This window comes from Bradyrhizobium sp. SZCCHNRI3052, from assembly GCF_032484895.1.
Lineage (GTDB): Bacteria > Pseudomonadota > Alphaproteobacteria > Rhizobiales > Xanthobacteraceae > Bradyrhizobium.
Genome location: NZ_JAUETW010000009.1, coordinates 103,790 through 127,345 on the forward strand (window position 1 = coordinate 103,790; position 23,556 = coordinate 127,345).

21 protein-coding genes, 1 tRNA gene and 1 riboswitch are annotated in these 23,556 nt (G+C 66.4%); of the genes, 9 read left to right on the plus strand and 13 right to left on the minus strand.

Features of this window, described 5'->3' with window-relative positions; all coding sequences use genetic code 11:
- Positions 1-55: 55 nt before the first annotated feature.
- Complete coding sequence (locus QW887_RS23495; RefSeq protein WP_316195061.1) at positions 56-1,921, plus strand: AMP-dependent synthetase/ligase; 1,866 nt, start codon at positions 56-58, stop codon at positions 1,919-1,921.
- Between the two features lie 34 nt (positions 1,922-1,955).
- Here the strand turns inward: QW887_RS23495 and QW887_RS23500 are convergent.
- Positions 1,956-2,029, minus strand: a tRNA-Gly gene (locus QW887_RS23500).
- A gap of 230 nt (positions 2,030-2,259) precedes the next feature.
- On the opposite strand from QW887_RS23500, the gene QW887_RS23505 reads away from it, so the two are divergent.
- The 5 genes from QW887_RS23505 to QW887_RS23525 all read left to right on the plus strand — a co-directional run bounded on the left by QW887_RS23505 (position 2,260) and on the right by QW887_RS23525 (position 5,216).
- On the plus strand, positions 2,260-2,679 hold the full coding sequence (locus QW887_RS23505) for an SPW repeat protein (RefSeq protein WP_315827966.1): 420 nt from the start codon (positions 2,260-2,262) through the stop codon (positions 2,677-2,679).
- 223 nt (positions 2,680-2,902) lie between these two features.
- Positions 2,903-3,475, plus strand: a complete 573-nt coding sequence (locus QW887_RS23510) for a methylated-DNA--[protein]-cysteine S-methyltransferase (RefSeq protein WP_316195063.1) — start codon at positions 2,903-2,905, stop codon at positions 3,473-3,475.
- 77 nt (positions 3,476-3,552) lie between these two features.
- Positions 3,553-4,392 (plus strand): AraC family transcriptional regulator, encoded by an 840-nt coding sequence (locus tag QW887_RS23515; protein ID WP_315827964.1) that lies wholly within the window; start codon positions 3,553-3,555, stop codon positions 4,390-4,392.
- Between the two features lie 52 nt (positions 4,393-4,444).
- On the plus strand, positions 4,445-4,804 hold the full coding sequence (locus QW887_RS23520; protein ID WP_315751247.1) for a VOC family protein: 360 nt from the start codon (positions 4,445-4,447) through the stop codon (positions 4,802-4,804).
- A gap of 10 nt (positions 4,805-4,814) precedes the next feature.
- Positions 4,815-5,216, plus strand: a complete 402-nt coding sequence (locus QW887_RS23525) for an SRPBCC family protein (protein WP_315827963.1) — start codon at positions 4,815-4,817, stop codon at positions 5,214-5,216.
- Between the two features lie 4 nt (positions 5,217-5,220).
- Here QW887_RS23525 and QW887_RS23530 read toward each other — a convergent pair whose 3' ends face one another.
- Together QW887_RS23530 and QW887_RS23535 are read right to left on the minus strand one after the other, a co-directional pair.
- Entirely contained in the window at positions 5,221-6,699 is a 1,479-nt protein-coding gene (locus QW887_RS23530; RefSeq protein WP_316195064.1) for an MATE family efflux transporter, read from the minus strand.
- Positions 6,700-6,829: 130 nt separating this feature from the next.
- Entirely contained in the window at positions 6,830-7,936 is a 1,107-nt protein-coding gene (locus QW887_RS23535) for a 2'-deoxycytidine 5'-triphosphate deaminase (RefSeq protein WP_315717150.1), read from the minus strand.
- 112 nt (positions 7,937-8,048) lie between these two features.
- Positions 8,049-8,128, plus strand: a riboswitch (SAM riboswitch).
- A 76-nt stretch (positions 8,129-8,204) separates the two neighbouring features.
- Between QW887_RS23535 and QW887_RS23540 the strand changes: the two genes are divergently transcribed.
- Complete coding sequence (locus QW887_RS23540) at positions 8,205-9,413, plus strand: O-succinylhomoserine sulfhydrylase (protein WP_315751242.1); 1,209 nt, start codon at positions 8,205-8,207, stop codon at positions 9,411-9,413.
- 77 nt (positions 9,414-9,490) lie between these two features.
- Here QW887_RS23540 and QW887_RS23545 read toward each other — a convergent pair whose 3' ends face one another.
- The 3 genes from QW887_RS23545 to QW887_RS23555 are packed head-to-tail and all read right to left on the minus strand — an operon-like array spanning position 9,491 to position 12,799.
- Complete coding sequence (locus QW887_RS23545; protein ID WP_315751241.1) at positions 9,491-10,651, minus strand: GDSL-type esterase/lipase family protein; 1,161 nt, start codon at positions 10,649-10,651, stop codon at positions 9,491-9,493.
- Between the two features lie 13 nt (positions 10,652-10,664).
- Positions 10,665-11,423, minus strand: coding sequence for an SGNH/GDSL hydrolase family protein (locus QW887_RS23550; protein ID WP_316195067.1), 759 nt, complete (start codon positions 11,421-11,423; stop codon positions 10,665-10,667).
- A complete protein-coding gene (locus tag QW887_RS23555; RefSeq protein ID WP_316195068.1) occupies positions 11,423-12,799 on the minus strand; it encodes an OpgC domain-containing protein in 1,377 nt (458 codons plus the stop codon). Before QW887_RS23555 ends, QW887_RS23550 begins: the two co-directional genes overlap by 1 nt.
- A 324-nt stretch (positions 12,800-13,123) precedes the next feature.
- Between QW887_RS23555 and apaG the strand changes: the two genes are divergently transcribed.
- A complete protein-coding gene (gene apaG / locus QW887_RS23560) occupies positions 13,124-13,516 on the plus strand; it encodes a Co2+/Mg2+ efflux protein ApaG (RefSeq protein WP_315717145.1) in 393 nt (130 codons plus the stop codon).
- Positions 13,517-14,356: 840 nt separating this feature from the next.
- On the opposite strand, the gene QW887_RS23565 is transcribed toward apaG, so the two are convergent.
- The 3 genes from QW887_RS23565 to QW887_RS23575 all read right to left on the minus strand — a co-directional run bounded on the left by QW887_RS23565 (position 14,357) and on the right by QW887_RS23575 (position 17,751).
- Positions 14,357-15,352, minus strand: a complete 996-nt coding sequence (locus tag QW887_RS23565) for an Hsp33 family molecular chaperone (protein ID WP_315717144.1) — start codon at positions 15,350-15,352, stop codon at positions 14,357-14,359.
- A gap of 252 nt (positions 15,353-15,604) precedes the next feature.
- Positions 15,605-16,531 carry an ornithine carbamoyltransferase gene (gene argF / locus QW887_RS23570; RefSeq protein WP_315717175.1) on the minus strand — a complete coding sequence of 309 codons (927 nt, stop codon included), beginning with the start codon at positions 16,529-16,531 and terminating at the stop codon, positions 15,605-15,607.
- An 8-nt stretch (positions 16,532-16,539) separates the two neighbouring features.
- A complete protein-coding gene (locus tag QW887_RS23575) occupies positions 16,540-17,751 on the minus strand; it encodes an aspartate aminotransferase family protein (protein ID WP_315751238.1) in 1,212 nt (403 codons plus the stop codon).
- Between the two features lie 477 nt (positions 17,752-18,228).
- On the opposite strand from QW887_RS23575, the gene QW887_RS23580 reads away from it, so the two are divergent.
- Complete coding sequence (locus tag QW887_RS23580) at positions 18,229-18,744, plus strand: GcrA family cell cycle regulator (protein ID WP_315717142.1); 516 nt, start codon at positions 18,229-18,231, stop codon at positions 18,742-18,744.
- Between the two features lie 122 nt (positions 18,745-18,866).
- Here QW887_RS23580 and QW887_RS23585 read toward each other — a convergent pair whose 3' ends face one another.
- From QW887_RS23585 to QW887_RS23600, 4 genes are all read right to left on the minus strand, one after another.
- Complete coding sequence (locus QW887_RS23585) at positions 18,867-20,174, minus strand: ATP-binding protein (protein ID WP_315717141.1); 1,308 nt, start codon at positions 20,172-20,174, stop codon at positions 18,867-18,869.
- A gap of 28 nt (positions 20,175-20,202) precedes the next feature.
- On the minus strand, positions 20,203-21,258 hold the full coding sequence (locus QW887_RS23590) for a lysylphosphatidylglycerol synthase domain-containing protein (RefSeq protein WP_315751236.1): 1,056 nt from the start codon (positions 21,256-21,258) through the stop codon (positions 20,203-20,205).
- Between the two features lie 502 nt (positions 21,259-21,760).
- Positions 21,761-22,066, minus strand: coding sequence for a hypothetical protein (locus QW887_RS23595; RefSeq protein WP_316195069.1), 306 nt, complete (start codon positions 22,064-22,066; stop codon positions 21,761-21,763).
- Positions 22,067-22,070: 4 nt separating this feature from the next.
- Positions 22,071-23,465, minus strand: coding sequence for an OmpA family protein (locus tag QW887_RS23600; RefSeq protein WP_315751234.1), 1,395 nt, complete (start codon positions 23,463-23,465; stop codon positions 22,071-22,073).
- Positions 23,466-23,556: the final 91 nt, after the last annotated feature.

Consider the following 23,556-nt stretch of genomic DNA (forward strand, 5'->3'; position numbering starts at 1 on the left):
CCGCCGCTGCAGAGCTTCTGCTTCGCGACGGAGTTCAGGATCGCCGGAGACGGGCGTGCAGCACTCAAATCCCATCGATGATCACGCCATGGCGGCCGACACGCTGGCCGGTATCACCACCTTGCCCGAACTCTGGCGCTGGCGCGTCGAACGGAGCCCGGACAAGCAGGCCTACCGACATTTCGACGCAGGAAGCGGCCGATGGGCGAGCTTCTGCTGGCGCGAGATCGATCTCGTCGTCGAGCGATGGCGGCGAGCGCTCGCGGCCGAGGGCTTCGCCCAGGGGGAGCGTGTCGCCATCCTGATGCCGAACGGGATCGCGCATCTCGCCATTGACCAGGCCGCGCTCTCGCTCGGCCTGGTGCCGGTGCCGATGCATGCCGTCGATAATGCCGACAGCATCGCCTACATCCTCGCCGATTCCGGTGCCCGGCTGCTGCTGGTCGATTCGGACACACGCTGGGATGAGATCGCAGCGGTCGGCGAGGCCCTGCCCGACCTGGGACGGATCGTCTGCGCCGACCGGCAAACGACCCCGCCGACCGGCGATCCGCGCCTCGTCGATCTGGAGGCGTGGTTGAAGGCGCCCGGCGATGCCACGCCTCCCGGCACCCGGATCGCCATCGCGCCGCACGACCTCGCCGCCATCGTCTACACCTCGGGCACGACGGGCCGGCCCAAGGGTGTGATGCTGTCGCACGACAACGTCGTTTCCAACCTCAAGGCCATTCATCAGCGGCTGGCGGCCGATACCGACGACGTATTCCTGTCGTTCCTGCCGCTGTCACACACGTTCGAGCGCACCGCGGGCTACTACTACCCGATCGCCATCGGCGCCTGCGTCGCCTATGCGCGCTCGGTGAAGCAGCTGTCCGAAGATCTGGTGGAGGTCCGTCCGACCATCCTGATCTCCGTGCCGCGCATCTATGAGCGCATCTATTCGGTCATCATGCATCACCGCGCGATCGCAAACCCGCTGGAACGGGTGCTGCTCGACCTGACCATCGCGATCGGCGGCCGTCGCTTCGATGCGCAGCATGGGCGCGGGACGAGACTCTCGGCGTTCGACCGTATCGCGTGGCCGCTGCTGCAACGCCTGGTCGCCGCCAAGGTACTGGCTCGATTCGGCGGACGGCTGCACGTCGCCGTCAGCGGCGGCGCCCCGATCGCCGAGCCGGTGGTGCGGCTGTTCCTGGCGCTCGGGCTCGAGGTGCTGCAGGGCTACGGCATGACCGAGACATCGCCCGTCGTCAGCGTCAACACGCCTGACGACAACGACCCGCGCACCGTCGGCCGCGCCCTGCCGGGCATCGAGGTGCGCATCGGCGACAATGACGAGTTGATGGTGCGCGGCCCAAACGTGATGCTCGGCTATTGGCGCCGGCCGGACGAGACCGCGCGCACCAGGGAAGCCGACGGCTGGCTGCACACCGGCGACCAGGCCCGCATCGACAGCGGACGCATCACCATCACCGGTCGGATCAAGGACATCCTCGTCACCTCGACCGGCGAGAAGATTGCGCCCGCCGATCTGGAAACCGCGATCCTGACCGATCCGCTGTTCGAGCAGGCCATCGTGATCGGCGAGAACCGGCCGTTCCTGACCGCGATCGTCGTGCTCAACGCCAACGGCTGGGCTGAGCAGCAGGCGAGGCTCGCGGCGCACGGCCAGCGCGGCACCGAGGCCGAAGCGGCCTCTCTGCTGCGCCACATTGCGCGAGCCGCGAAGGCCTATCCGTCCTACGCGACGCCGAAGGCGGTGCATTGGACCTTGGAGCCGTGGACCGTGCAGGAAGGCCTGATCACGCCGACGTTGAAGAACAAGCGTCCGGCGATCGAGCGGAGCTTTGCGAAGGAAATCGAGGCGATCTATGCAAAACGCCCGTCAGCTTCGCGGCCGTCGGCTATCGTACAAAGCTGATCTTGCAGGGCACCGCAGCAGGACATTGCGGCATTGGAGCGGGCGAAGGGAATCGAACCCTCGTATGCAGCTTGGGAAGCTGCCGTTCTACCATTGAACTACGCCCGCGCTCGCCAATGCTTAGCCGAGACCATGCGTTTCGCCAAGCGGCTTGTTGCCGCGAGACCGCCAAGGCCCCGGAGGGCAGACGCAAGAGTTCTACCACCGGCCTGATCTCCCGATCGTGATCGGCCGCAACCGCAGGCTCCGGAACGGATCGGGCCGATCGCGCTTTTGCCCGTTGGAAGCGGCGCCTCTCCCTGTTTCGCCACGCCGTGAAGGTCCTGGGAGCTCACATCATGCAAAGCCACAGCCCCGCGTCTCAGACCGCCCCCTCGAAAGCCCTCGCCGTGATGTCGGGTCCGTCGGCGCTCGACCTTTACACCCTCGGCTGCGGTCTGTTCCTAGCCGTCGCGCCCTGGCTGTTCGGCTTCGTCGGCAGCGTCGGCCGCATCAACGCTGAGTTGGCGGGGGCTGCCGTCATCGTGCTCTCGCTCGGCGGCCTTCTTGCGTTTGCCGATTGGGAGGAGTGGCTGAAGGTCGCGCTTGGCGTGTGGCTGATAGCAGCGCCCTGGCTGCTCGGGTTCGTGCATACGTCGGCGATGCATGTCAGCATCGCCATCGGGATCGCCGTGACCTTCCTGAGCCTGCTCGAACTGTGGCTCGCGCATGATCCTGATTTTGCTGGCGATGGCCCTGCATTGGTGAGCCGGCCGTAGCGGCTTGGCCGATCGCGCGTCGCCCGCGCGCAGCGCCTCCTCCCGCGATCGCGTTGCGATGACAGAGATCGCAGACGCGGGATCGCAACGCAACGCTTGACAACCATGACCCAAATCAGGGCAAACCCGCCCCGGTCACGCCGCGCTGTTAACACTTTGTAAACAAAGTTGATGCGGGCGATCGTGACGATGATATGATGTGGCGTGGGGTTGGGGTGGCGTCATGGGGCGTGGGTATACGATCTTTGATACGGCCCTCGGCCGTTGCGGCATTGCGTGGAGCGATGTCGGAATCACCGGCGTACAATTGCCGGAAGCACGGGAAATCGAGACGCGGCGGCGCCTGTTTCGCCAGTTTCCCGACGCACGGGAGCAGCGCCCGTGTTCGAATACTGAACTCGCCATCGAAGGCATCGCGGCCATGCTGCGCGGGCAGGACGTCGACTTCTCCGACGTTGCGCTCGACCTCGACGGCGTCACGCCCTTCAACCAGCGCGTCTATGATTGCATTCGCGCCATTCCGCGCGGCGAGACGCGCACCGCCGACGCGATCGCAGACCAACTGCACGTTCCCAAGGCGCTGAATTCGATCGCGCAGGCGCTGAGTAGGAATGCCCTCGTGCTGATCGTTCCCTGTCACCGCGTGCGTGACATCGGCAACGGACTCGACAAGCCGTCGCCCAACAGCGGCATCGTCTCCAAGCGTCGGCTGCTGTCGCTCGAAGGCGCAAAGCCTCATGCGGGCCTGACGTTGTTCGACGCGTTTCTCGCCATCGACAGGCCGCGCGCATTGTAAGCCCGCCTTCGCGCGTCGCGCGATATTATCTCGCACGACGCCCTCCTCTTTCCGCCGCAATGCGCTAGATTTACAGGATGACCACCACCATCCTGTTCGAAAGCCGCGACGTCACCGTGTCCGAGTTCCGCTGTGCAGCGGTCCCTGGCGAGCGTCCCTATGTCGAGCAGTATGCCGGCTACTCGCTGTCCTATGTGCGCAAGGGCAGCTTCGGCTGCCGGCACCGCGGCCGCTTCTTCGAACTGGTCACCGGCTCGCTGCTGGTGGGCCACCCCGGCGATGAGTTCATGTGCACGCACGATCACGTCTGCGGCGACGAATGCCTGTCATTCTTCTTCGATGATGCGCTCATCGACGAGATCGGCTGCGACAGCCAGGCCTGGCGGGCTGGCGCGATGCCGCCGCTGCCGGAGCTCATGGTCCTCGGTGAGCTCGCGCAGGCCGTCGCCGCGCGCGAGCAGGACCTCGGTCTGGACGAGGTTGGACAGATCATCGCCAGCCGCTTCGTCGCGACCGCCACGGGCCGGCAGGAACGGGCGGCGACGCCGAGCCTGCGCGATCGCCGGCGCGCGGTGGAGAGCGCATTGTGGATCGACGACAATGCGGAGCGCGACATCGACCTGGCGGCTGCGGCGCACGAAGCCGGCGTCAGCCCGTTCCATTTCCTGCGGCTGTTCGCGGCGACGATCGGCGTGACGCCGCATCAATATTTGATCCGCTCCCGCTTGCGGCGCGCCGCGCGGCGTCTCAGCGAGGAGGACACGCCGGTCACCACCATCGCCTATGATTCGGGCTTTGCCGATCTGTCGAATTTCACCCGCACCTTCGCGCGCGCTGCCGGCGTGTCGCCGGCGAAGTTTCGCAAGGCCTCGCGCGGCGAGCGCAAGATTCTCCAAGACCATCTGAGCCGCCATTGATTGGATGATCCCAGCGCGTGCGGCAGCCGCATGCGAAGCATGGAGATCATCGATGTACGATCATATCGGCCTCAAGGTCGGCAATCTGGACGCCAGCGTCCGCTTCTACACATCGGCGCTGGCGCCGCTCGGCCACATCCTCTGCTCCAAGGACGAGGCGTCGGCGGGCATCGGCCCGAAGGGGGAGCCGGCGCTGTGGCTGTATGTCGACAAGGGCGCCAGCAAGGGCGCCGCTCATATCGCGTTCCGCGCCCAGGACCACGCGGCCGTCGCCAGATTCCACAGCGAGGGGCTGAAGGCCGGCGGCAGCGACAATGGCGGCGCCGGGCCGCGCGCGGACTACAGTCCGACCTACTACGCCGCCTTCCTGATCGATCCCGACGGCAACAACATCGAAGCCGTGTGTCCGTGAGGTCGGCGCCATGGCATCCATCCAGAAGGACATTCCGATCGCAGCCCCGGCGGGTGCAGTGTGGGACGCAGTGCGGGATTTCGGCGCTGTTCATACCAGGGTGGCGCCCGGCTTCGTCACCGGCACCACGCTCGACGGCGACGTCCGCATTGTCAGCTTCGCCAACGGCAGCGTGGTGCGCGAGCAGCTGGTCGACTGCAACGATCAACGCCGGCGCCTCGTCTATGCCATCAAGAACGAACGCATCAGCCAGCACAGTGCGTCGTTTCAGATCATCCCGGAAGGAGAGGAGCGCTGCCGGGTGATCTGGACCACCGACGTGCTGCCGCACGAGATCGCGCCCTATATCGATCAGCAGATGGAGCTCGGCGCGCGCGCGATGCAGGACACGTTGGGCAGGCTGCGCGGATAGCGGCTCAGCCGATACGCGCCGGCGGCGGCCCGCGCGAGTCAAGGCCGCGTCCGGCCGTCAGCACGGCCGGGCGCAGCTCCAGCGCTGCGGCCGGCTTCGGGCCCCAGCGGGTGAGCATGACGCTGGCGAGCGTCAGCACCCCGAGCAGGACCATCGAGGACGCCGCCAGCATGAAGAAGTCGCCCTCGGTCGCGGCACGGCTCAGCAGATAGCTGCCACCCGCAGCGATGAACACCAGCCGCACCGTCTGTGCCAGCACCGGACCGAGCACCCTGGCGGCGCCCTGCGAGGAGAAATACATCGAGATCGCCAGGCCGATGAAGGCATACATCGGCGCCGCGACCTGGAGATAGTGCCGGCCCGCGCTGCGCGCGCTCTCGTCCTGGGTGAAGATGTCGACCCACAATTGCGGGACGATCGCGATCAGCGTCGACAGCGCGCCCACCGACGCGAACGACACCAGTCCCGCCGTCCAGGCGATGCGGCGGGCGCGCGCGATTCTCCCCGCACCGATCGCCATGCCGACCATCGGCACCGAGGCCATGCCGACGGAGAATGCGACCGTGGTCATCATGAACTCGAGCCGCGCGCCGATGCCGTAGCCGGCGAGCACGGCGGTGCCGAACGACGCCAGCATATGCGTGAAGATCGCGATCGACAGCACGGATTGCAGCGGCGAGAAGCAGGCGACGGCGCCGACCTTGAGAATGTCGGCGAACATCGCGCCGCTGATCTTCAGGCCCCGCAGCTTCGGCCGCACGCGCGCGCGGCCGGAGAACAGGTACCAGCCCATCACCGAGATGCTGACGCAGAACGCCAGCAGCGCGCCGGCGGCGACGCCGCGCATGCCGAGCCCGAGGACCAGGCTGAGCGTGCCGCCCAATACGATCTGCAGCAGCGCCGAGCTGAGGATCATGAACGACGGCAGCTTCATGTTGCCGGTGCCGCGCAGGATGCCAGCCATCGAGTTCATCAGCCAGGGCAGGATCGCGCCGCCGAAGAAGATCTGCAGATAGGCCGTGGCATGGCTCAGCACCGCGCCGCGGCCGCCGAGCACCTCCAGCAAGGCAGGGCCGAACGCCAGCATGCCGATCATGAAGGTCGCGCCGAACAATAGCGCGATCAGCAGCGCGTGCGTGGCGAGCGTCGAGGCCCGCTCGGCGTCGCCGGCGCCGAGCGCGCGCGCGATCGCCGAGGCCACGCCGCCGCCCATCGCGCCGCCGGACATCGTCATGGTCAGGATCACCAGCGGAAACACCAGCGCCATCGCCGCCAGCGCCTCGATACCGAGCCGGCCGATATAGGAGGTCTCGGCGATGACGACGCAGGTGCCGGCCGTGTTCGCGATGATGTTGGGCCAGGCCAGCGACAGCAGGGTGCGCAGGATGGGGCCGTCGACGAGCTTATTCCGGATCGGCTTCTCGGGGGGCGGCAATGCACGCCCCTCGCCGACCGGATTGTCGGCCAGGCCGATCTCGGACATTTCAGCTCCCCGCTCGGCCGCGCAGGCCGCGGCCGTGTTATCGTTCGGTTGCTCTCGCTTTCCTAGCACGGCGCTGGCGCGCGCCCTGTGCGGCAGGCGCATTGGGGGTGCGCGGCAGACGCAGCCGCGCTCAGAGACGGAAATGCTTGGAGAGCTTCAGGCCCTGGGCCTGGTAGTTGGAGCCGATGCGGCTGCCATACATCGCATTCGGCCGCGCCAGCATCTTCTCGTAGACGAGACGGCCGACGATCTGGCCGTGCTCGAGGATGAACGGCACCTCGCGCGAGCGCACCTCGAGCACCGCGCGCGAGCCCTGCCCGCCGGCGCCGGCATAGCCGAAGCCGGGATCGAAGAAGCCGGCATAGTGGACGCGGAATTCGCCGACCAGCGGATCGAACGGCACCATCTCCGCGGCGTAGTCCGGCGGCACCTGCACGGCCTCCTTGGAGGCCAGGATGTAGAACTCGCCGGGATCGAGAATGAGGCTGCCGTCGGGACGTGCCTTGATCGGCTCCCAGAACTCCTCGACCGGATAGCCGGCGCGGCGGTCGACGTCGACGACGCCGGTGTGGCGCTTGGCGCGATAGCCGACATTGCCGTTCGCATTGCTGCCGGACAGGTCGACGGAAAGCGCGACGCCGCCGGTGAGATCGGCATCGTCGCGATCCACCAGTCGCTCGGCCTGGTGCAGCGCGATCAGTTCGTCCTCCGACAGGACCGCGTCGCGATAGCGGAAGCGAACCTGGGACAGGCGCGAGCCCTCGCGCAGCAGGACCGGGAACGTCTTCGGGCTGATCTCGGCATAGAGCGGGCCGTGATAGCCCGCGCCGATCATGTCGAAGCGTCGCGTGCCGTCGGCGATCACGCGGGTGAACACGTCGAGCCGCCCGGTCGAGCTTTTCGGATTGGCGGCCGCGACGATGTCCTTCGGCAGCGCCAAGCTCTCCAACAGCGGCACGATGTAGACGCAGTTGGTCTCCAGCACCGCGCCGTCGGCAAGTGCGAATTCGTGCAGCTTGAGCTCGTCGATGCGCTCGGCGACCGTCGCGCCCGGCCCGGGCAGGAAGCTCGCACGCACGCGATAGGCGATGTCGCCGAGCCGCAGATCGAGGCTCGCCGGCTGGATCTGGCTCTCGACGAAATCATATTCGGGGATGATCAGGCCAGCCTCCGTCATCGCCACGATCATGCGATCGGGGAGGATGCCGTGGGCGTCGGGGCTGAGCGAAAACGGCAAGACCTGATCCTTTGCAGGCGCCGGAACGGCGGCTTATGGAGCCAATATAGGGTCTTTTGACCGGTTATCCGATGGCTGGCTTGACGGAAAGGCCGGTTGCGACTATGAGCACGACTTATCCCGTGGTGATTTGAGCCGGCCGGCTTGCAGCCACGTTAAATAAGTCGCTAAACAGGCCGGGGACGAATGTGATCCCGGCCTTGAGGTTTTGTCCCAGGCCGGTTTTTTTGTGCCCATCGCTCAAGGCGGTGGCCACGATGGAGGTCACATGTCGAAGTCCCCCGCGAAGGCGCCGGCGTCGTTCGCCCACTATCGTCCCGAAACGAGGCTGGTGCATTCTGGCACCTTGCGCTCCGAATTCGGCGAGACCGCCGAGGCGCTCTATCTCACCCAAGGGTTCGTCTACGCCACCGCCGAGGAATGCGAGGCGCGCTTCAAGGGCGAGGATCCCGGCTTCATCTATTCGCGCTTCTCCAATCCCACCACGGCGATGTTCGAGCGCCGCATGATCGAGCTCGAGGGCGCCGAGGCCTGCCGCTCGGCCGCAACCGGAATGGCCGCGGTCACCACGGCAATCCTGGCTCCCCTCCGTGCCGGCGACCACGTCGTCGCGGCCAAGGCGCTGTTCGGCTCGTGCCGCTACGTGGTCGAGGATCTCTTGCCGCGCTACGGCATCGAGTCGACCCTGGTCGATGGGCTCGACCTCGCCCAGTGGCAGAAGGCGGTCAGACCCAACACCAAGTCGTTCTTCCTGGAGAGCCCGACCAATCCGACGCTCGACGTGATGGACATCCCCGCCATCGCCGAGATCGCGCACGCCCATGGCGCGCGGCTGATCGTCGACAACGTGTTCGCCACCCCGATCTGGCAGAGCCCGCTCGCGCTCGGCGCTGACGTCGTGGTGTATTCCGCGACCAAGCACATCGACGGCCAAGGTCGCTGTCTCGGCGGTGTGATCCTGTCGTCGGAGGCGTTCATCGCCGAGCACATCCACAATTTCATGCGCCAGACCGGCCCGTCGATCTCGCCGTTCAACGCCTGGGTCCTGCTCAAGGGCCTGGAGACCCTGGCGGTGCGCGTGCGCGCGCAGACCGAGACGGCGGCGAAGGTGGCCGACTTCCTCGCCGCGCATCGGAAGATCTCGCGGCTGATCTATCCGGGCCGCGAGGACCATCCGCAGGCGGCAACCGTCCGCAAGCAGATGCGCGCCGGCTCGACCCTGGTCGGCTTCGAGGTCAAGGGCGGCAAGGCGGCGGCGTTCCGCACGCTCAACGGGCTCAAGCTCGCGCGCATCTCCAACAATCTCGGCGACGCCAAGACGCTGGTCACGCACCCGGCGACGACGACGCATCAGCGGCTGACGCCGGAGGCGCGCGCCGAGCTCGGCATCAGCGAGGGCTTCATCCGCTTCTCCGCCGGGCTCGAGCATGCCGACGATCTGATCGAGGATCTCGACGCCGCCCTCAGCGCGGCGTAGCGAATGGCGAATAGAGAGTAGCGAGTAGTAGGATCTCTTTCCCTATTCGCTACTCGCTGTTCCCCACTCGCCCTCGATCACATCGGCCGATAGGTCGGCACCTCGGCCGGTGCGTTGATGCCGAGCTTGACCTGGCCGACCGAGCGGATGATGTCGTCGCCGAGCAACTGGGCGAAGCAGGCATAGCCCCAATCGCTCATGTGCAGGCCGTCCGAGATCACGAACTCGTTGATCGGGATCGCCTGGCGCTCGTGCCAGTCGCGCATCACCTCGAAGCGCGGGAAGATGCCGGCGTGATGCAGCTCGGCAATACGCCCGAGCAGCTTGTTCATGCGGCTGGCGTTCTCCGAGCGCTCGTTGACGCGCGGCGAATATTGCAGGTCGACCAGCACGACATCGGAGGCCGCCGCCTGGATCTTGGCGACGCCATCCTCGACCAGCCTGGCGGTCTCGGCCGGATCGAGATCGCGCAGCACGGCATTGGTGCCGACCTGCCAGATCACGAGATCCGGACGCCGGTCGATCACCGACGTCTCCAGTCGCTTCATCATCTCCGGCGCATCCTCGCCGCCGACGCCGGCATTGATGACGCTGATGTCGACCATGGGATATTGCCGGCGCAACTGCGCGGCGAGCCGGTTCGGATAGGTGTAGTCCGGCGCGCTCGCGCCAAAGCCCTGCGTCGACGATGAGCCGAAGGCGACGATCACGACCGGCAGGCCGGAGGCGAGCTTGTTGGCGACGTGCGGCAGCGAAATGAAGTTCTTCTTGGCGACACCCTTCGGCGGCAGGCACGGCACGCGGTTGAAGATGTCGGTGGCCGATTTGGCGACCTGCTTGACCTTGTCGATCGCCCGCTCGGTGATGCTGCGCGATTGCGGCGGCGTGGCCGCGACGGCCTGCCCGGCTGCAGCCGGCGGCTGTGCATCGGTCATGGCCGGCGCGGTCGTCGCCGCGGGCGGCGAGGTCGTGGCCGCCGGGCGCACCGCGGCGATCGGCCCGCGCATCTGATCGTTCGCCTGCGCCAATGTAATGTGACCGATGCTCGGTCGCAGCTCGCTGATCAACGGAGGCTTCGGACCGGAGCTCTTCACATCGGAAAGCGCGGCGGGTGCAGCCGGCGCTGCGCTCTGCGCCCGTACCTTCTGCGGGCTCAGCGCGAGGGCGATGGCAATGACCGCAACGGCCGAAAGCTTCTCCCATGTCCCGGATACGCGGTGACACTCATTCGACGTCATGAACGACATAATCCTAGTTCTGCTGCGCCGGCCCGATATGCGCCGCGTCGATGATGAACTTCGACAGCGCCCGGCCGATGCAGTCATGAACCTGCCTGGCCAGCTCGACCCCGTGCGTCGGATTGAACAGGTCGAAATCGCCCTGCTCGTTCCACTGCCGCATGATGGCAAACCGATCGAACAGCGGGATGTCGCGCTGCTGCGCCACCACACGCATGTTGTCGACATAGGGCGGCACGGAGATCAATGTTTCCGTCCGCGGACTGTATTGCAGGTTCATCAAGACGACGTCAGCTCCCGCCTTCTGCAGCGTCGCCACACCGTCGTCGACCGCCTGCCGGAACTCATCAGGATCGATCGACCGCATGGCGTCGACCGTGCCGGTCTGCCAGATGACCAAATTAGGCCGTTTTCCTTCCACCAGTTTAACGAGATTGCCCGCGACCTCCTCGGCCGTCTTCTTGGGCTGCAGCTCGACGCTGAGATTGACGGTGACGGCCGGCAGCTTGTCCTTCAGCGCCGCCTGCAGACGGGCGGGGTAGGCATTTGCGTCGGAGGTGCTGACAATGGAGGATGAGCGGCTTCCGACGACGAGAATATCCAGCGTGCGGCCATTCTTGGCGGCGTCTGCAACCTTCGGGAGCGGGCTCTCGGTTGTCAGCAGGTAGGCCGGCACCTCGCAGTTCTGCGGCGCGTCTTCCGCGCGCGCGGAGGCCGCCAGCGAAACAGCCAGCGCTGCGATACCCAACCTTAACCACGAGACGGACTTCATCAGCCCCCTCCCGCCAGATCGGCGTTGCTGCGCGCACCTTTTCGCGCGGCCCCCTTATCGGCCTCACGCTTGTACCACGAAATCAACGACGCCACCCCCCACATGATGAGGATGCCGCAAAGGCTGATCACCGCGTGCATCATGGCGCCGCCGGACACTTCGGCAAGGACGAAGTGGCCCGCAAACGCCAGAAACACGCCAAGACAGAAGATCTCGAGCGAGTGTTGCCCACAAACAATCAGCGGACGCAGCCACGGCGACTTCAAGAGCGGCCAATCCTTGCGCAAATAGTGCACGGTGAGTGCTGCGAGTGCGAGAAAATGCGCGAAACGCAACACGTCAAGGTCGGTCTTGTCGATCGGATACATCCACTGCTCGATTCGGCGCGGCATCAGATGGCCGAGCTGCGGAATGTACCAGGTCAGGGTCACGCAGAAGGCCGCGACCAGATAGGCGACGCAGAGCCCGAGCGTGATCGGTGAGTTGATGATGCGCGACATGCGCTGGGCACCCCCGAGCGCGCACCAGGCCCCGAACACGAACAGGAGCTGCCAGGCGAACGGATTGAACGCCCAGAAGCCGTTCGGATAGGCCGTCAGATAGAGATCGAGCTCCCAGGTGAGTGCGTAGAGAACGACCGAGAGCCCGAGCGTGACGTCAGGACGCCAGCGCATCAGCCACAGGATCAGCGGCAGGAACAGCATCAGCACGATGTAGAGCGGCAGCACGTCCATGTTGACGGGGCGGAAGCGCAGGATCAGCGCCTGCACGATCGTCACGTCCGGCTGCTTGAGAAAGTCCATGATCCCCATCTCTTCGGTGTAGAGCGGGTTCTCGAAGCTGGTCGCGACGTAGGAGATCTCGGCAAGGAAGATCGTGAACAGGAAGACGTGGGCGACGTAGATCTGCCAGACGCGGCGCAGGATGCGCGCGGTGGCGACGATGAAGCCGGCATCCTGCATCGCCCGGCCATAGACGAATGCCGCCGTGTAGCCGGAGATGAAGATGAAGATCTCGGTGGCGTCGGAGAAGCCGTAGTTGCGGATCGTGAACCAGGTCAGCAGGTTCGGCGGCAGATGGTCGATGAAGATCAGCCATAGCGCCAGCCCGCGAAACAGGTCGAGCCGCAGCTCGCGCTCGCCGACCGCCGGGAAGGTGATCGCAGGCGCAGCGGTGGTGGCGGGTGCAGCGGTGACGGCCGGCGCGGCCGCGACGGCAGATGCAGATGCAGATGCAGATGCAGATGCAGATGCAGATGCAGATGCAGATGCAGATGCAGCCGCGCTCGCCGCGGCGGCAGTCTCCGCAGCCGGCGCGGGTGCGGCGCTGGCGGCGGGGGCGGACGGTCCGGCAGGGCGATCGACAATCGACGTCATCAGGCACCGCGTCAAGGCTGCCAGCCTTCGAGGCCCGGCAGGGGAAATGTAGGGCTGCGCAGTTTTTACGCAAGCGATGAAGGACTTATCAGCTGGGCCGTGCCCAGTTTTTCGACCTTGGCGGACGGCTGGTGGGCGATCGCACGGCGCAGGACAGGTCGATCGCCGCCAGGGTGCTGCCTGCCGCGCCCGATCCGAGTCCAAGGAACGGATCGCGCGTACGGCCGACAAAGTCCGCGATTCTTGTGCCATAATGCGGAACTGTGTTGAAAGCACGATGGCGTCGCGATTGGTTCCGGCGCGGGTTTCCGCTACAATGCCACCATGTATCGCGCCGTGACTCGCCACATCGAAGTGACCGTCGAACCGAACTTCCTGCCTGAGAAGTCGTCGGTGGCCGATGGCCGCTGGTTCTGGTCCTATACCGTCGTCATCACCAACAGCGGGGAGGAGACGGTGCGGCTGCGCAGCCGGCACTGGATCATCACCGATGGGATCGGCCGGCAGCAGGAGGTCCGCGGCGAGGGCGTGGTCGGCGAGCAGCCGGTGCTCGCGCCGGGCGAGCGCTTCGAATACACCTCCGGTGTCCCGCTCACCACCGCGTCCGGCTTCATGGCCGGCTCGTATCAAATGGAGAGCGAGAGCGGCGAGCACTTCGACATCGCCGTGCCGGCCTTCTCGCTCGACAGCCCCGAGGGCAAGCGGGTGTTGAACTAGCTGAGAAGGCATGCAGTCCGACTTGCCCCAAGTCTCGTCTGCTCGCTGTCTCTTGTGCTGCAATACGACAGATCCTGCACCCGCGCCGCACGAAATCGTTCTCGCGACGCATCCCGCGCCCGAGCCTTGTCCATTCACCCGCCCTCTGCAAATAGAGGGCGCAGGGAAGGCCGGGCCTCGGCTGAGGCCTGCGGCCCGCCTGCAGAAAAAAATGCAGGCGGCAGGTACCACAGGTCCAGCCGGAACGACCCGGCCCTCCCTGCGCGACGGTTTTAACGGCTGCTTCGCGTTCTCCCTGGTGCGCCGGGCTTGTTGGCCACCATCCTCAACGCGAAGCGGAGCTTCAGCGTGAGTTGATATCAGCATCGGGATATCAGGACCGCGCGACTTGACCGTGCGTGCATCGCCGTTCGTCCGCGCAGACTGACTACGCTGCGGCCATGCACGCCCATCGCATCCCGCTGCCAACGGTCCGTGACGGTCGCGAAACGCCCCTCGTGCGGCAGCAAGACGCGCGGAAATGTGCCAGTGATTTGCCCGACGGCACAAGCGGTTTGTTGCTGCGACAGATCAACGCGACGGGCATGGATGTGGCGTCGATCAGCGAGAAAGCCGATTTTCAACAACGAACTAATCGAGATCGCCGGCGCACACGAACTCCCGACGTTTTCTCCGACGCCGTGCGACGCAGCCTATCAAGCGTCGTCGCGAGGAGCGAAGCGACGACGCGATCCAGAGCTGTCGCAGCGACTGCGGATCGCGTCGCTGCGCTCGCGATGACGTACGGAGGGTTGTCGCTCGACCACGATCGGTACGACGCGCGGAGCGAGCGCAACAGAGTCAGTTCTCCGTCACGCCGGCTTCGTGCGGGGTGAAGTGATAGACCGAGGAGCAGAACTCGCAGGTGACGACGACCTTGTCGTCCTTGACCATGTCGGCGCGGTCCTGGGGCGAGAAGCTCTTCAGCATGTTGGCAACCGCATCGCGCGAGCAGGAACAGCGCGCCTGCAGCGGCACGAGGTCGAACACGCGCACGCCGCGCTCATGGAACAGGCGATACAGCAGCCGCTCGCCCGACAGCGCGGGATCGATCAGCTCGATATCCTCGACGGTCGCGACCAGCGACTGGCCCTCGACCCAGGCCTCGTCCTCCTCGATCGCATGCAGCTCGGTGCCTTCGGGCGCATCGCCGGGATGCAGGTCGGCTTGGCGCAAGCGCTCCGGCGCCTGCGGCAAAAATTGCGTCAGGAGGCCGCCGGCACGCCAGCGGTGCTTGCCGCCGCTCCACTCCTCGCCGACGGCGAGGCGCACGCGGGTCGGGATCTGCTCGGAGCGCAGGAAGTATTCATGAGCGGCCTCCTCCAGGCTGCCGCCGGTGAGCGCGACCAGCCCCTGGTAGCGGCTCATGTCGGCGCCCTGGTCGATGGTCATCGCCAGATGCCCCTTGCCGAGCAGGCCGCCGGAATCCTTGGCCTCAGCCAGCCGGGCTTCGTCGAAGCGGGCATAGGCACGCAGGCGGTCGGGTGCCTGGAAGTCGACCACCAGGAACGACACCGGGCCGTCGGTCTGGGTCTGCAGGATGAAGCGGCCGTCGAATTTCAGCGCGGAGCCGAGCAAGGTCGTCAGCACGATGGCCTCGCCGAGCAGCTTGCCCACGGGCGCGGGATAAGCGTGCTTGGTGAGAATGTCGTCGAGCGCCGGGCCCATGCGGGTCAGTCGCCCGCGCAGATCGAGCGCCGCGACCTCGAACGGCAGCACGGCGTCGTCGACCGGCACCGCCGAGGGGGCGCGGCTGGTATCGAGGTTGATGTCGGTGTCGGGGGGATTGGTTGTCATGGGGCGTATTTGGGGATGATTGAAACGAATGGAAGGGCATCCCCGGCTGTCGTCCCGGCCTTGAGCCGGGACTCATACCGCGGATGCTATCGAGGAACGCCGGTGGTAGTCGCCGACGCTAAGCCGTAACCGACGAACCACGATCGCTCCAACTACGCCGAGCAACGGCCACAGCTGCAAATCAGTTCGATCACGCGGTATGGGTCCCGGCTCAAGGCCGGGACGACACCGGTGAAATTGCGCCGTCGAACCCTAAGCCCGCTCGCCGAAGCACCAGGCCAAGATGCCCTTCTGCGCATGCAGGCGGTTCTCGGCTTCGTCGAACACCACCGACTGCGGGCCGTCGATCACCTCGTCGGTGACCTCCTCGCCGCGGTGGGCCGGCAGGCAGTGCATGAACAGCGCCTCGGGCTTCGCCAGCGACATCAACTTGGAATTGACCTGATAGGGCTTGAGCAAATTGTGCCGATGCTCGCCATCCTTGTCGCCCATCGACACCCAGGTGTCGGTGACGACGCAGTCGGCGCCGGCGACAGCGACTTCCGGATCGTGGCCGAGATGGATGTCGGCCCGGGTGGCGCGGATGAAATCCTTCATCGGCTTGCCGGGCGACAGCTGCGGCGGGGTGGCGACGTTGAGCCGGAACTTGAAGCGCTCGGCGGCATGGGCCCAGGAGGCCAGCACGTTGTTGTCGTCGCCGGTCCAGGCCACGGTGCGGCCCTCGATGGAGCCGCGATGCTCCTCGAAGGTCATCACGTCGGCCATCACCTGGCAGGGATGCGAGCGCCGGGTCAGGCCGTTGATCACGGGCACGGTGGCATGCGCGGCAAGCTCGAGCAGCGCCTCGTGACTGAGGATGCGGATCATGATGGCGTCGACATAGCGCGACAGCACGCGCGCGGTGTCGGCGATGGTCTCGCCGCGGCCGAGCTGCATCTCGGTGCCGGTCAGCATGATCGCCTCGCCGCCGAGCTGGCGCATGCCGACGTCGAACGACACGCGCGTGCGCGTCGACGGCTTGTCGAAGATCATCGCCAGCACCTTGCCCTCGAGCGGCTTCTTCGCCGGCTCGCGCGCCTTCAAGGTCTTCTTCATCGCGCTGGACAGCGCCAGCACGTTGCGCAGCTCCTCCACCGGCATCTCGGTGAGATCGAGGAAATGACGCGGCGTATTGCCCATGGTCTTGCTCATGATGCGGCCGCCTGCTTGGCAGGCGCGCCCGACAGCGCCGCACAGGCGCGATCGAGCATCTCGACCGATTGTTCGATTTCGGATTCGTTGACGATCAGCGGCGGCAGGAAGCGCACGACGTTGTCGCCCGCGCCGACGGTGAGCAGCTTCTGATCGCGCAGCGCCGTGACCAGATCGCCCGACGGCACCACCGCCTTGACGCCGATGAGAAGGCCCTCGCCGCGGATCTCGGAGATGATGTCGGGATGACGATCGAGAACGGCGGCGAGCTTCTGCTTCAACAGCAACGACATCTTGCGGACGTGATCGAAGAAGCCGGGCGCCAGCATCACGTCGAGCACGGCGTTGGCCGCGGCGACCGCCAGCGGATTGCCACCGAAGGTCGAGCCATGCGAGCCCGGCGTCATGCCCGACGCGGCCTCGGCCGTCGCAAGCACGGCGCCGATGGGAAAGCCGCCGCCGAGCGCCTTGGCCAGCGACATCACGTCCGGCGTGACGCCGAGCCAGCGATGCGCGAACAGATCGCCGGTGCGGCCCATGCCGGTCTGGACCTCGTCGATGACCAGCAACAAACCGTTGTCGTCGCAGAGCTGGCGCAGCGCCTTGTAGAACGGCAGCGGCGCGGTGCGCACGCCGCCCTCGCCCTGCACCGGCTCGACCAGGATGCCGGCGGTGTGCGGACCGATCGCCTTCTTCACTGCTTCGATGTCGCCGAACGGAACCTGATCGAAGCCGTCCATCGGCGGACCGAAGCCGTCGAGATATTTGGCCGAACCTGTCGCGGCGAGCGTGGCGAGCGTGCGGCCGTGGAACGCGCCTTCGAACGTAATGATACGATACCGTTCGGGATGTCCCTTGGCGGCGTGATATTTGCGCGTGATCTTGATCGCGCCTTCCATCGCCTCCGCGCCCGAATTGGCGAAGAATACGTAGTCGGCAAAGCTCTGCTCGCACAGCCGCGCGGCAAGGCGCTCGCCATCCGGGCTCTTGAACAGGTTCGACATGTGCCAGAGCTTGGCCGCCTGCTCCTGCAGCGCCTTGACCAGATGCGGATGCGCATGGCCGAGCGAATTGACTGCGACGCCCGAGGTGAAATCGAGATAACGGTCGCCATTGGTCGCGATCAGCCACGCGCCTTCGCCGCGCTCGAACGAAAGATCGACCCGGGCGAATACGGGGAGGAGATGCGTAGCGGCAACACTGGTCATGGCGGATCACATGAGCTGACGGGCCGGCCGAGACACGCGCCACGCGGCGCCATCGCGCATCAGGGACCCCACCCTGGAAAACAAAATGTGCCGCCTTTTCAAGGCGGCACGTGCATCTATTGTATGCGGGCAGCGGTGGGAGTCAACTACGCGTCAGCTGATGCATGGGGGGCCGGCCCGTGAGATTCCGGACGCCTGACACGCCTCGAGACACGCCACAGGGAACCACGGAATGTGTGGACTGCGGCCGCCGACTCTTGCGCGGGAGTCACGCCATATTGTAGCGTTTTCAACGTCGAGTACGACATCTCGTGCGGCAGTTCTGATCCCTCTCGAAGTTCTCTGAGTTTGCGTAACGTCCGGGTGCCTTGCGCGTGCCCGGCGAGGGACAAGGGATTCTGCCGCCAGGGATTTTCTTGAGACAGCATCGCAGCGCCGTCCCGGAATTGGCCGGCGCAACGCGAAGGGAAAGGTTCGATGACCGTATTGACCTGGTCCGACGATCGCGTCGAGCAACTGAAAAAACTCTGGGAAGCCGGACTGTCGGCCAGCCAGATCGCCGCGGAACTCGGAAACGTGACGCGCAACGCCGTGATTGGCAAGGTGCACCGGCTGGGCCTGTCCGGCCGCGCCAAGAGCCCGGCCACCGCGGCACCGCGCCAGCGCAAGGCGGCCCGCCCGGCACAGCCGATGATGCGGGTGGCGCGCCCGGTGGCGCGCGGCAACACGGCGCTCGCACAGGTTTTCGAGGTTGAGGCGGAGCCCGATCCGGTTGCATTCGACAACGTCGTGCCGATGAACCAGCGGCTGTCGCTGCTGGAGCTCAACGAGGCGACCTGCCACTGGCCGGTCGGCGATCCCTCAAGCGCGGATTTCTTCTTCTGCGGCGGCAAGGCGCTTTCCGGTCTGCCCTATTGCGCGCAGCATTCGCGCGTCGCCTATCAGCCCGCGGCCGACCGCCGCCGCCAGCCGGCGAAGTCGACCACGCGCTGAGGAAGTTGGCCGCGACGGGCGATGAGGATGCTCCGCATCGCCCTGGGATCTCCGGCGGCCTCAACTCACAACGACCATGGACGTGAGCCCGGCCCGCGCCGGGCCGCAGATGCGACGGGCGATCAGGCGCCCCGCGCCGGCTTCGACTGCGGAAAGCACGCCGTGAAGGCGGCACCGTTGCGCGGCACGCTTTCGATCAGCAGCCGGCCGCGATGGCGGTTGAGGATGTGCTTCACCAGGGAGAGGCCGAGCCCGGTGCCGCCTTGCGCGCGGCTGTCGCCGACATCGACGCGATAGAAGCGCTCGGTCAGGCGCGGCAGATGCTCGGGCGCGATGCCGGGGCCGAAATCGCGCACCTTGACCCGGATCTCCGGCGCGTTCTCGGCGGAGACGGCCTGCTCCAGCGAGACGATCACGCGCCCGCCCGAGGCGCCGTATTTCAGCGCGTTTTCGATCAGGTTCTCGAACACGCGCAGCAGCTCCTCGCGGTCGCCGGCGATCGTCACCGGCACGTCCGGCAGGCTGGTCTCGATCACCACCTGGCGCTCGCGCGCCAGCGACTCCAGCCCGTCGGTGACCTGGCGGATGATGGGGACGACGTCGACCATGGCGTGGGGCTGGACATGCGCCGACAGCTCCACCCGTGACAGCGACAGCAGATCGTCGATCAGCCGCGCCATGCGCGTCGCCTGGATGTGCATGATGCCGAGGAAGCGCTCGCGCGCCTTCGGATCGTCCTTGGCCGGCCCCTGCAGCGTATCGATGAAGCCCGAGAGCGCCGCCAGCGGCGTGCGCAGCTCGTGGCTCGCATTGGCGACGAAGTCGGCGCGCATTTCCTCGACCCGGCGCAGCGGGGTCAGATCGTGGAACGTCATCAGCATGCATTTGTCCGTGCCGCCGAACGCCGTCGGCACCGGCACCGGCGTGATGATCAGCTCCATCCAGCGATCGACCGGAACGTGATCGTGATAGGTGGCACGGCGGATCTCGGTGGTGGCGATCGCCTCGCGCAGCGCAGTGATGATCTCCGGCGTGCGCAGCGCGAACTGGGCGAGCTCGCCCTTGCGCAGGGCCGGCGCGAGCTGCGCGGCAGCGGCATTGAGGTGGATGACTCGGCCGGCGCGGTCGAGCAGCACGGCGGGATCGGGGATGCCCTCGACCACCGCGCTGACGGCCGGCGCCTCGACCGGGTTGGCGTGGCGCTCCTCCTCACGCTTGGCGACCGCGCCATGCAGCCGCCACGGCACCAGGGCGGCGGCGGAAATACACAGGAATACCGCCAGGGCCCGCAGCGGCAGCAGCTCGTCCAGCAGCACGAGCCCGGCAAGCGCGAGCGCCGCAGCGAGCAGGATGATCGCGGAATGGCGCAGCCGGTCCGGCCAGGGGGTGAAGATCGAGAGCGGCGTGTCGGAGGGAGCGTCGAGGGCCATCTCGTCCTACTGTTCCCTTGAGCTGGCGTCAGGCACCGGAATCGCTGCGTTTCCTCACAAAAGCGGCTTCCGGTGGGGGGCCCGGATCGAGGCTGAGCGCGGCCTGCCGCAGCCGTTTCGACCGCGTGCTGATGATAACCTCGCGAAACGTCAGCAAGATTACAGAAATGAGGAACGGCGCCAAATAATACAGCATCCGGAACAGGAGCATTCCGGCCAGCAGCTCCTCGCGGTCCATCTGCCACAGCCCGACCAGCATCGCGGCGTCGAACACGCCGAGCCCGCCGGGGGAATGGCTGGCGAAGCCGAGCAGGGTCGCCGAGACGAAGATCACGGCCACCACGACGAAGCCGAGATTGGGCTCGTCCGGCACCAGCACATACATCGCCAGCGCGCAGAAACCGAGGTCGATGATGCCGATCGCGATCTGCAGCAGGGTCAGGGGGCCGCTCGGCAGCACCACGGTCCACGGCCCGCGGCCGACCACGCGCGGCTTGGTCCATACCCAGGCGACATACCCCAACAGACCGACCAGGATCGCGATCGCCACCATGCGGTTGACCCAGGGCGGCAGCTGGTCGATCGAGGCGGCTGCCTCCGGATGATAGCTGATGCCGAGCCCGAGCACGGCCGCATTGCCGAGCCAGAACGTCAGGCCGGCAAGGAAGCAGATCTTGGCGACGTCGATGGCGTTCAGCCCATGGGCCGAATAGACGCGGTAGCGCACGGCACCGCCGGTGAAGACGCTGGCGCCGACATTGTGGCCGATCGAATAGCTGGTGAAGGCGGCCAGCGCGTTGACGCGGTAGGGCACGTGGTCGTGGCCAATCGCGCGCACCGCGAACAGATCGTAGAAGGTCAGCGTGAAATAGCCGGCGGCGACGAACAGCGCGGCGAGCGCGATCTGATGCGGCTCCGTGCTCTTGATCGCCTCGAGCACCTCGTAGGTGTCGATGCCGCGCAGCATGTGGTAGAGGACGTAGCAGGCGACCGCGATCACAGCGATGCTGATCAGCACGCCGAGCTTGTGCAGGACTTGCTTCTCGCGCAGGAACGTGGCCGCTCTGCGTATGGCTTCAAGCATCTACACCTCTCACCGTGATCCGATCACGACGGCCGGGGACGCCGCGCCCCGGAGGCCGCAGCATCATGTGCGCATACAACGCCCTCGTAGCGCGTTTCGACGCATTGGGGAACACGGAGCGTGCGAACAAAAGCGTACACATGGATATACTTAGCAGGCTTTGCGGAAATGCGATGCACCGTTTTGCCGCACATGAGGCAAGACATCAGGCAAAGGCATCGGACAAGGCATCATGCAGGACGGCGGGGCAGCGCACGTCCCCGCCAGCCTGCAAACCCCAGGTTAAACTTTGGTGAGGAACGCGAATCTCCGGGGCTTCCGGGGCGCCCAGCGGTTCGGCGGGTCAGCATGGCTCAACGATAAGCGCGAGCCGCGCGTTTGACAGGTTCGCGCCTCGTCAAACCTTCGTGTCTCGCAGTTGCGATGACCCGGGGCACGCGGACGGCGGGCGCGCCGCCGCAGTCTCGGCAGATGGCGTCGGGTGCAGTCCGGGGCGGCGGTCTCAGGCCGTCGATTTCGTCCGCATGCTGCGGATCACCACCAGCGCCCGAAGCCAGGTGCCGATGGCGCAGCCGACGAGGTAGGGCACGAACATGATCAGCAGCAGCTCGAGCCAGTAGCCGGCCCGGCCGGGAATCAGGCAGGCCACGGCCGTCGCGACCAGGCCGGCGGCCAGCGCCGCCAGCAGCCAGGTCAGCCAGCCCGACACGCGCGGGGCGCGATGCACCACGGCGACCCAGCCCATCGCCAGCCCGATGGCGAATGCGCCGGCCAGCCAGCCCCAGTGAAAGGCAACGAGATAGGCCATGACGTTACCTCACCACGAATTCGATGCGCCGGTTCTGCGCCCGGCCGTCGGCGGTGTCGTTGGCGGCGACCGGCTGGGTGCTGCCATAGCCGATCGCGCTGAAACGGTCGGCCGGCAGTCCGGCCTTGACCAGATAATCGACCACCGCCTGGGCGCGCTTCTGCGACAGCACCTGATTGGCGGCAGAGTCGCCGTCGGCATCGGTGTGCCCGATGATCTCGACATTGGCGGAGGGACAGCGGAACGCGATCTCGACGAGGCGGTCGAGCAGACCGGTGGAATCCCTGTCGAGGTCGCTGCGGCCGGTCTCGAACCGGATCTTGGCCTTGCCGAGCAGGTCGGAGAACAGCTGCTGGCACACCGTGGGATCGACCGGGGCGGCTGCCGGCTTCACCGTGATGTCGGCCTTCACCTGCCAGCCCTGTGGGACATCTTTGGCGAGCCCGGTCCGGATCTGGGCCGCTGCGGCGTCGTAAAGCGCATCACCGGAAATCTTGATGTCACGGTCGGACACCACCAGCGTGCCGGTCGACAGCCGTGACAAGGCGCCCAGCGCCGGCACCACCGCATTCACGAAATTGGTTGGCGCGCCGAGGCTGTTCTTGAGATTGTCGACGACCTTCTCGCTGAAGAATTTGCGCGATGAAGAGCCGACGACGACGGCGTGGATGTTCTCGTCGGGAACGTTGCCTGCAAGCGTCACGGTGACCGCGACCGGGTCCTTGTAGGCCTGGAAGACATAGGGCGGCGCCTTGACCTCGTTGCTGGCGACCTTGAAGCCGTCCGGCAGCTTTCCGAGCGCGGCCGCGATCGCCTCGCGGCCGCCGAGCTCGCGCGCCATGCCGGACAATGTGACGTCGCCGTCGGAGATCGTGAACTTGCCGTCCTTCAGCTTGGCGATCTGGCCGATCAGCAGCAGCGCCACATCCTCGAAGCGCGCCGGCGCGCCGCGCGCCAGGCCCATCTGATCCGCGACCTCCACGCCCGGCAACGCCGCCCGGGTCGCGTCCATCAGCTTGCCCTTCGAGGCGGGCAGCGGCGCGCTGCCGCCCAGCGTCACCCGGACGACGTCGCGCTCGGCCGACCAGACGAAGGGCTTGGCCTCGGGGACCAGCCGCGTCTCGTCGTTGACGAGCCGCACGCCGGCCACGCCGTCGACCGCAGCAACCGCATCGCGGCGTCCGGCCTCGGAAAACGCATTGGCGCGCAGCGAGACATCGCGGCCGTCCACCGTGATGCTTGTCCTGTCGAGCACCGCCCCCGTCAGGACGGCCGAACTGCGTCCGGCGAGATCATTCTCCAGGGGAACGGTGCTGGTCCAGGCCGCGAGGCCCCAAAGCACGATCAGCGGAATGACGCCAGGCCACCATTTCCCGCTCCACCTGAAAAGTCCGCGCATTCGTCATCCGTCGCATCGAGGAAGCAGAGAGAAAACAAACCCTTGCATGCCTGTCAAACCGGAAATGAGGAGCGCCGCACGGTACGTTGTG

Bases quoted from the DNA above. Each gene is read 5' to 3' on its own strand.
- QW887_RS23505 (WP_315827966.1), top strand. From the start codon at position 2,260: ATGCAAAGCCACAGCCCCGCGTCTCAGACCGCCCCCTCGAAAGCCCTC.
- QW887_RS23510 (WP_316195063.1), top strand. From the start codon at position 2,903: ATGGGGCGTGGGTATACGATCTTTGATACGGCCCTCGGCCGTTGCGGC.
- QW887_RS23515 (WP_315827964.1), top strand. From the start codon at position 3,553: ATGACCACCACCATCCTGTTCGAAAGCCGCGACGTCACCGTGTCCGAG.
- QW887_RS23520 (WP_315751247.1), top strand. From the start codon at position 4,445: ATGTACGATCATATCGGCCTCAAGGTCGGCAATCTGGACGCCAGCGTC.
- QW887_RS23525 (WP_315827963.1), top strand. From the start codon at position 4,815: ATGGCATCCATCCAGAAGGACATTCCGATCGCAGCCCCGGCGGGTGCA.
- QW887_RS23530 (WP_316195064.1), bottom strand. From the start codon at position 6,699: ATGTCCGAGATCGGCCTGGCCGACAATCCGGTCGGCGAGGGGCGTGCA.
- QW887_RS23540 (WP_315751242.1), top strand. From the start codon at position 8,205: ATGTCGAAGTCCCCCGCGAAGGCGCCGGCGTCGTTCGCCCACTATCGT.
- QW887_RS23545 (WP_315751241.1), bottom strand. From the start codon at position 10,651: ATGACGTCGAATGAGTGTCACCGCGTATCCGGGACATGGGAGAAGCTT.
- QW887_RS23550 (WP_316195067.1), bottom strand. From the start codon at position 11,423: ATGAAGTCCGTCTCGTGGTTAAGGTTGGGTATCGCAGCGCTGGCTGTT.
- QW887_RS23555 (WP_316195068.1), bottom strand. From the start codon at position 12,799: ATGACGTCGATTGTCGATCGCCCTGCCGGACCGTCCGCCCCCGCCGCC.
- apaG (WP_315717145.1), top strand. From the start codon at position 13,124: ATGTATCGCGCCGTGACTCGCCACATCGAAGTGACCGTCGAACCGAAC.
- QW887_RS23565 (WP_315717144.1), bottom strand. From the start codon at position 15,352: ATGACAACCAATCCCCCCGACACCGACATCAACCTCGATACCAGCCGC.
- argF (WP_315717175.1), bottom strand. From the start codon at position 16,531: ATGGGCAATACGCCGCGTCATTTCCTCGATCTCACCGAGATGCCGGTG.
- QW887_RS23575 (WP_315751238.1), bottom strand. From the start codon at position 17,751: ATGACCAGTGTTGCCGCTACGCATCTCCTCCCCGTATTCGCCCGGGTC.
- QW887_RS23580 (WP_315717142.1), top strand. From the start codon at position 18,229: ATGACCGTATTGACCTGGTCCGACGATCGCGTCGAGCAACTGAAAAAA.
- QW887_RS23585 (WP_315717141.1), bottom strand. From the start codon at position 20,174: ATGGCCCTCGACGCTCCCTCCGACACGCCGCTCTCGATCTTCACCCCC.
- QW887_RS23590 (WP_315751236.1), bottom strand. From the start codon at position 21,258: ATGCTTGAAGCCATACGCAGAGCGGCCACGTTCCTGCGCGAGAAGCAA.
- QW887_RS23595 (WP_316195069.1), bottom strand. From the start codon at position 22,066: ATGGCCTATCTCGTTGCCTTTCACTGGGGCTGGCTGGCCGGCGCATTC.
- QW887_RS23600 (WP_315751234.1), bottom strand. From the start codon at position 23,465: ATGCGCGGACTTTTCAGGTGGAGCGGGAAATGGTGGCCTGGCGTCATT.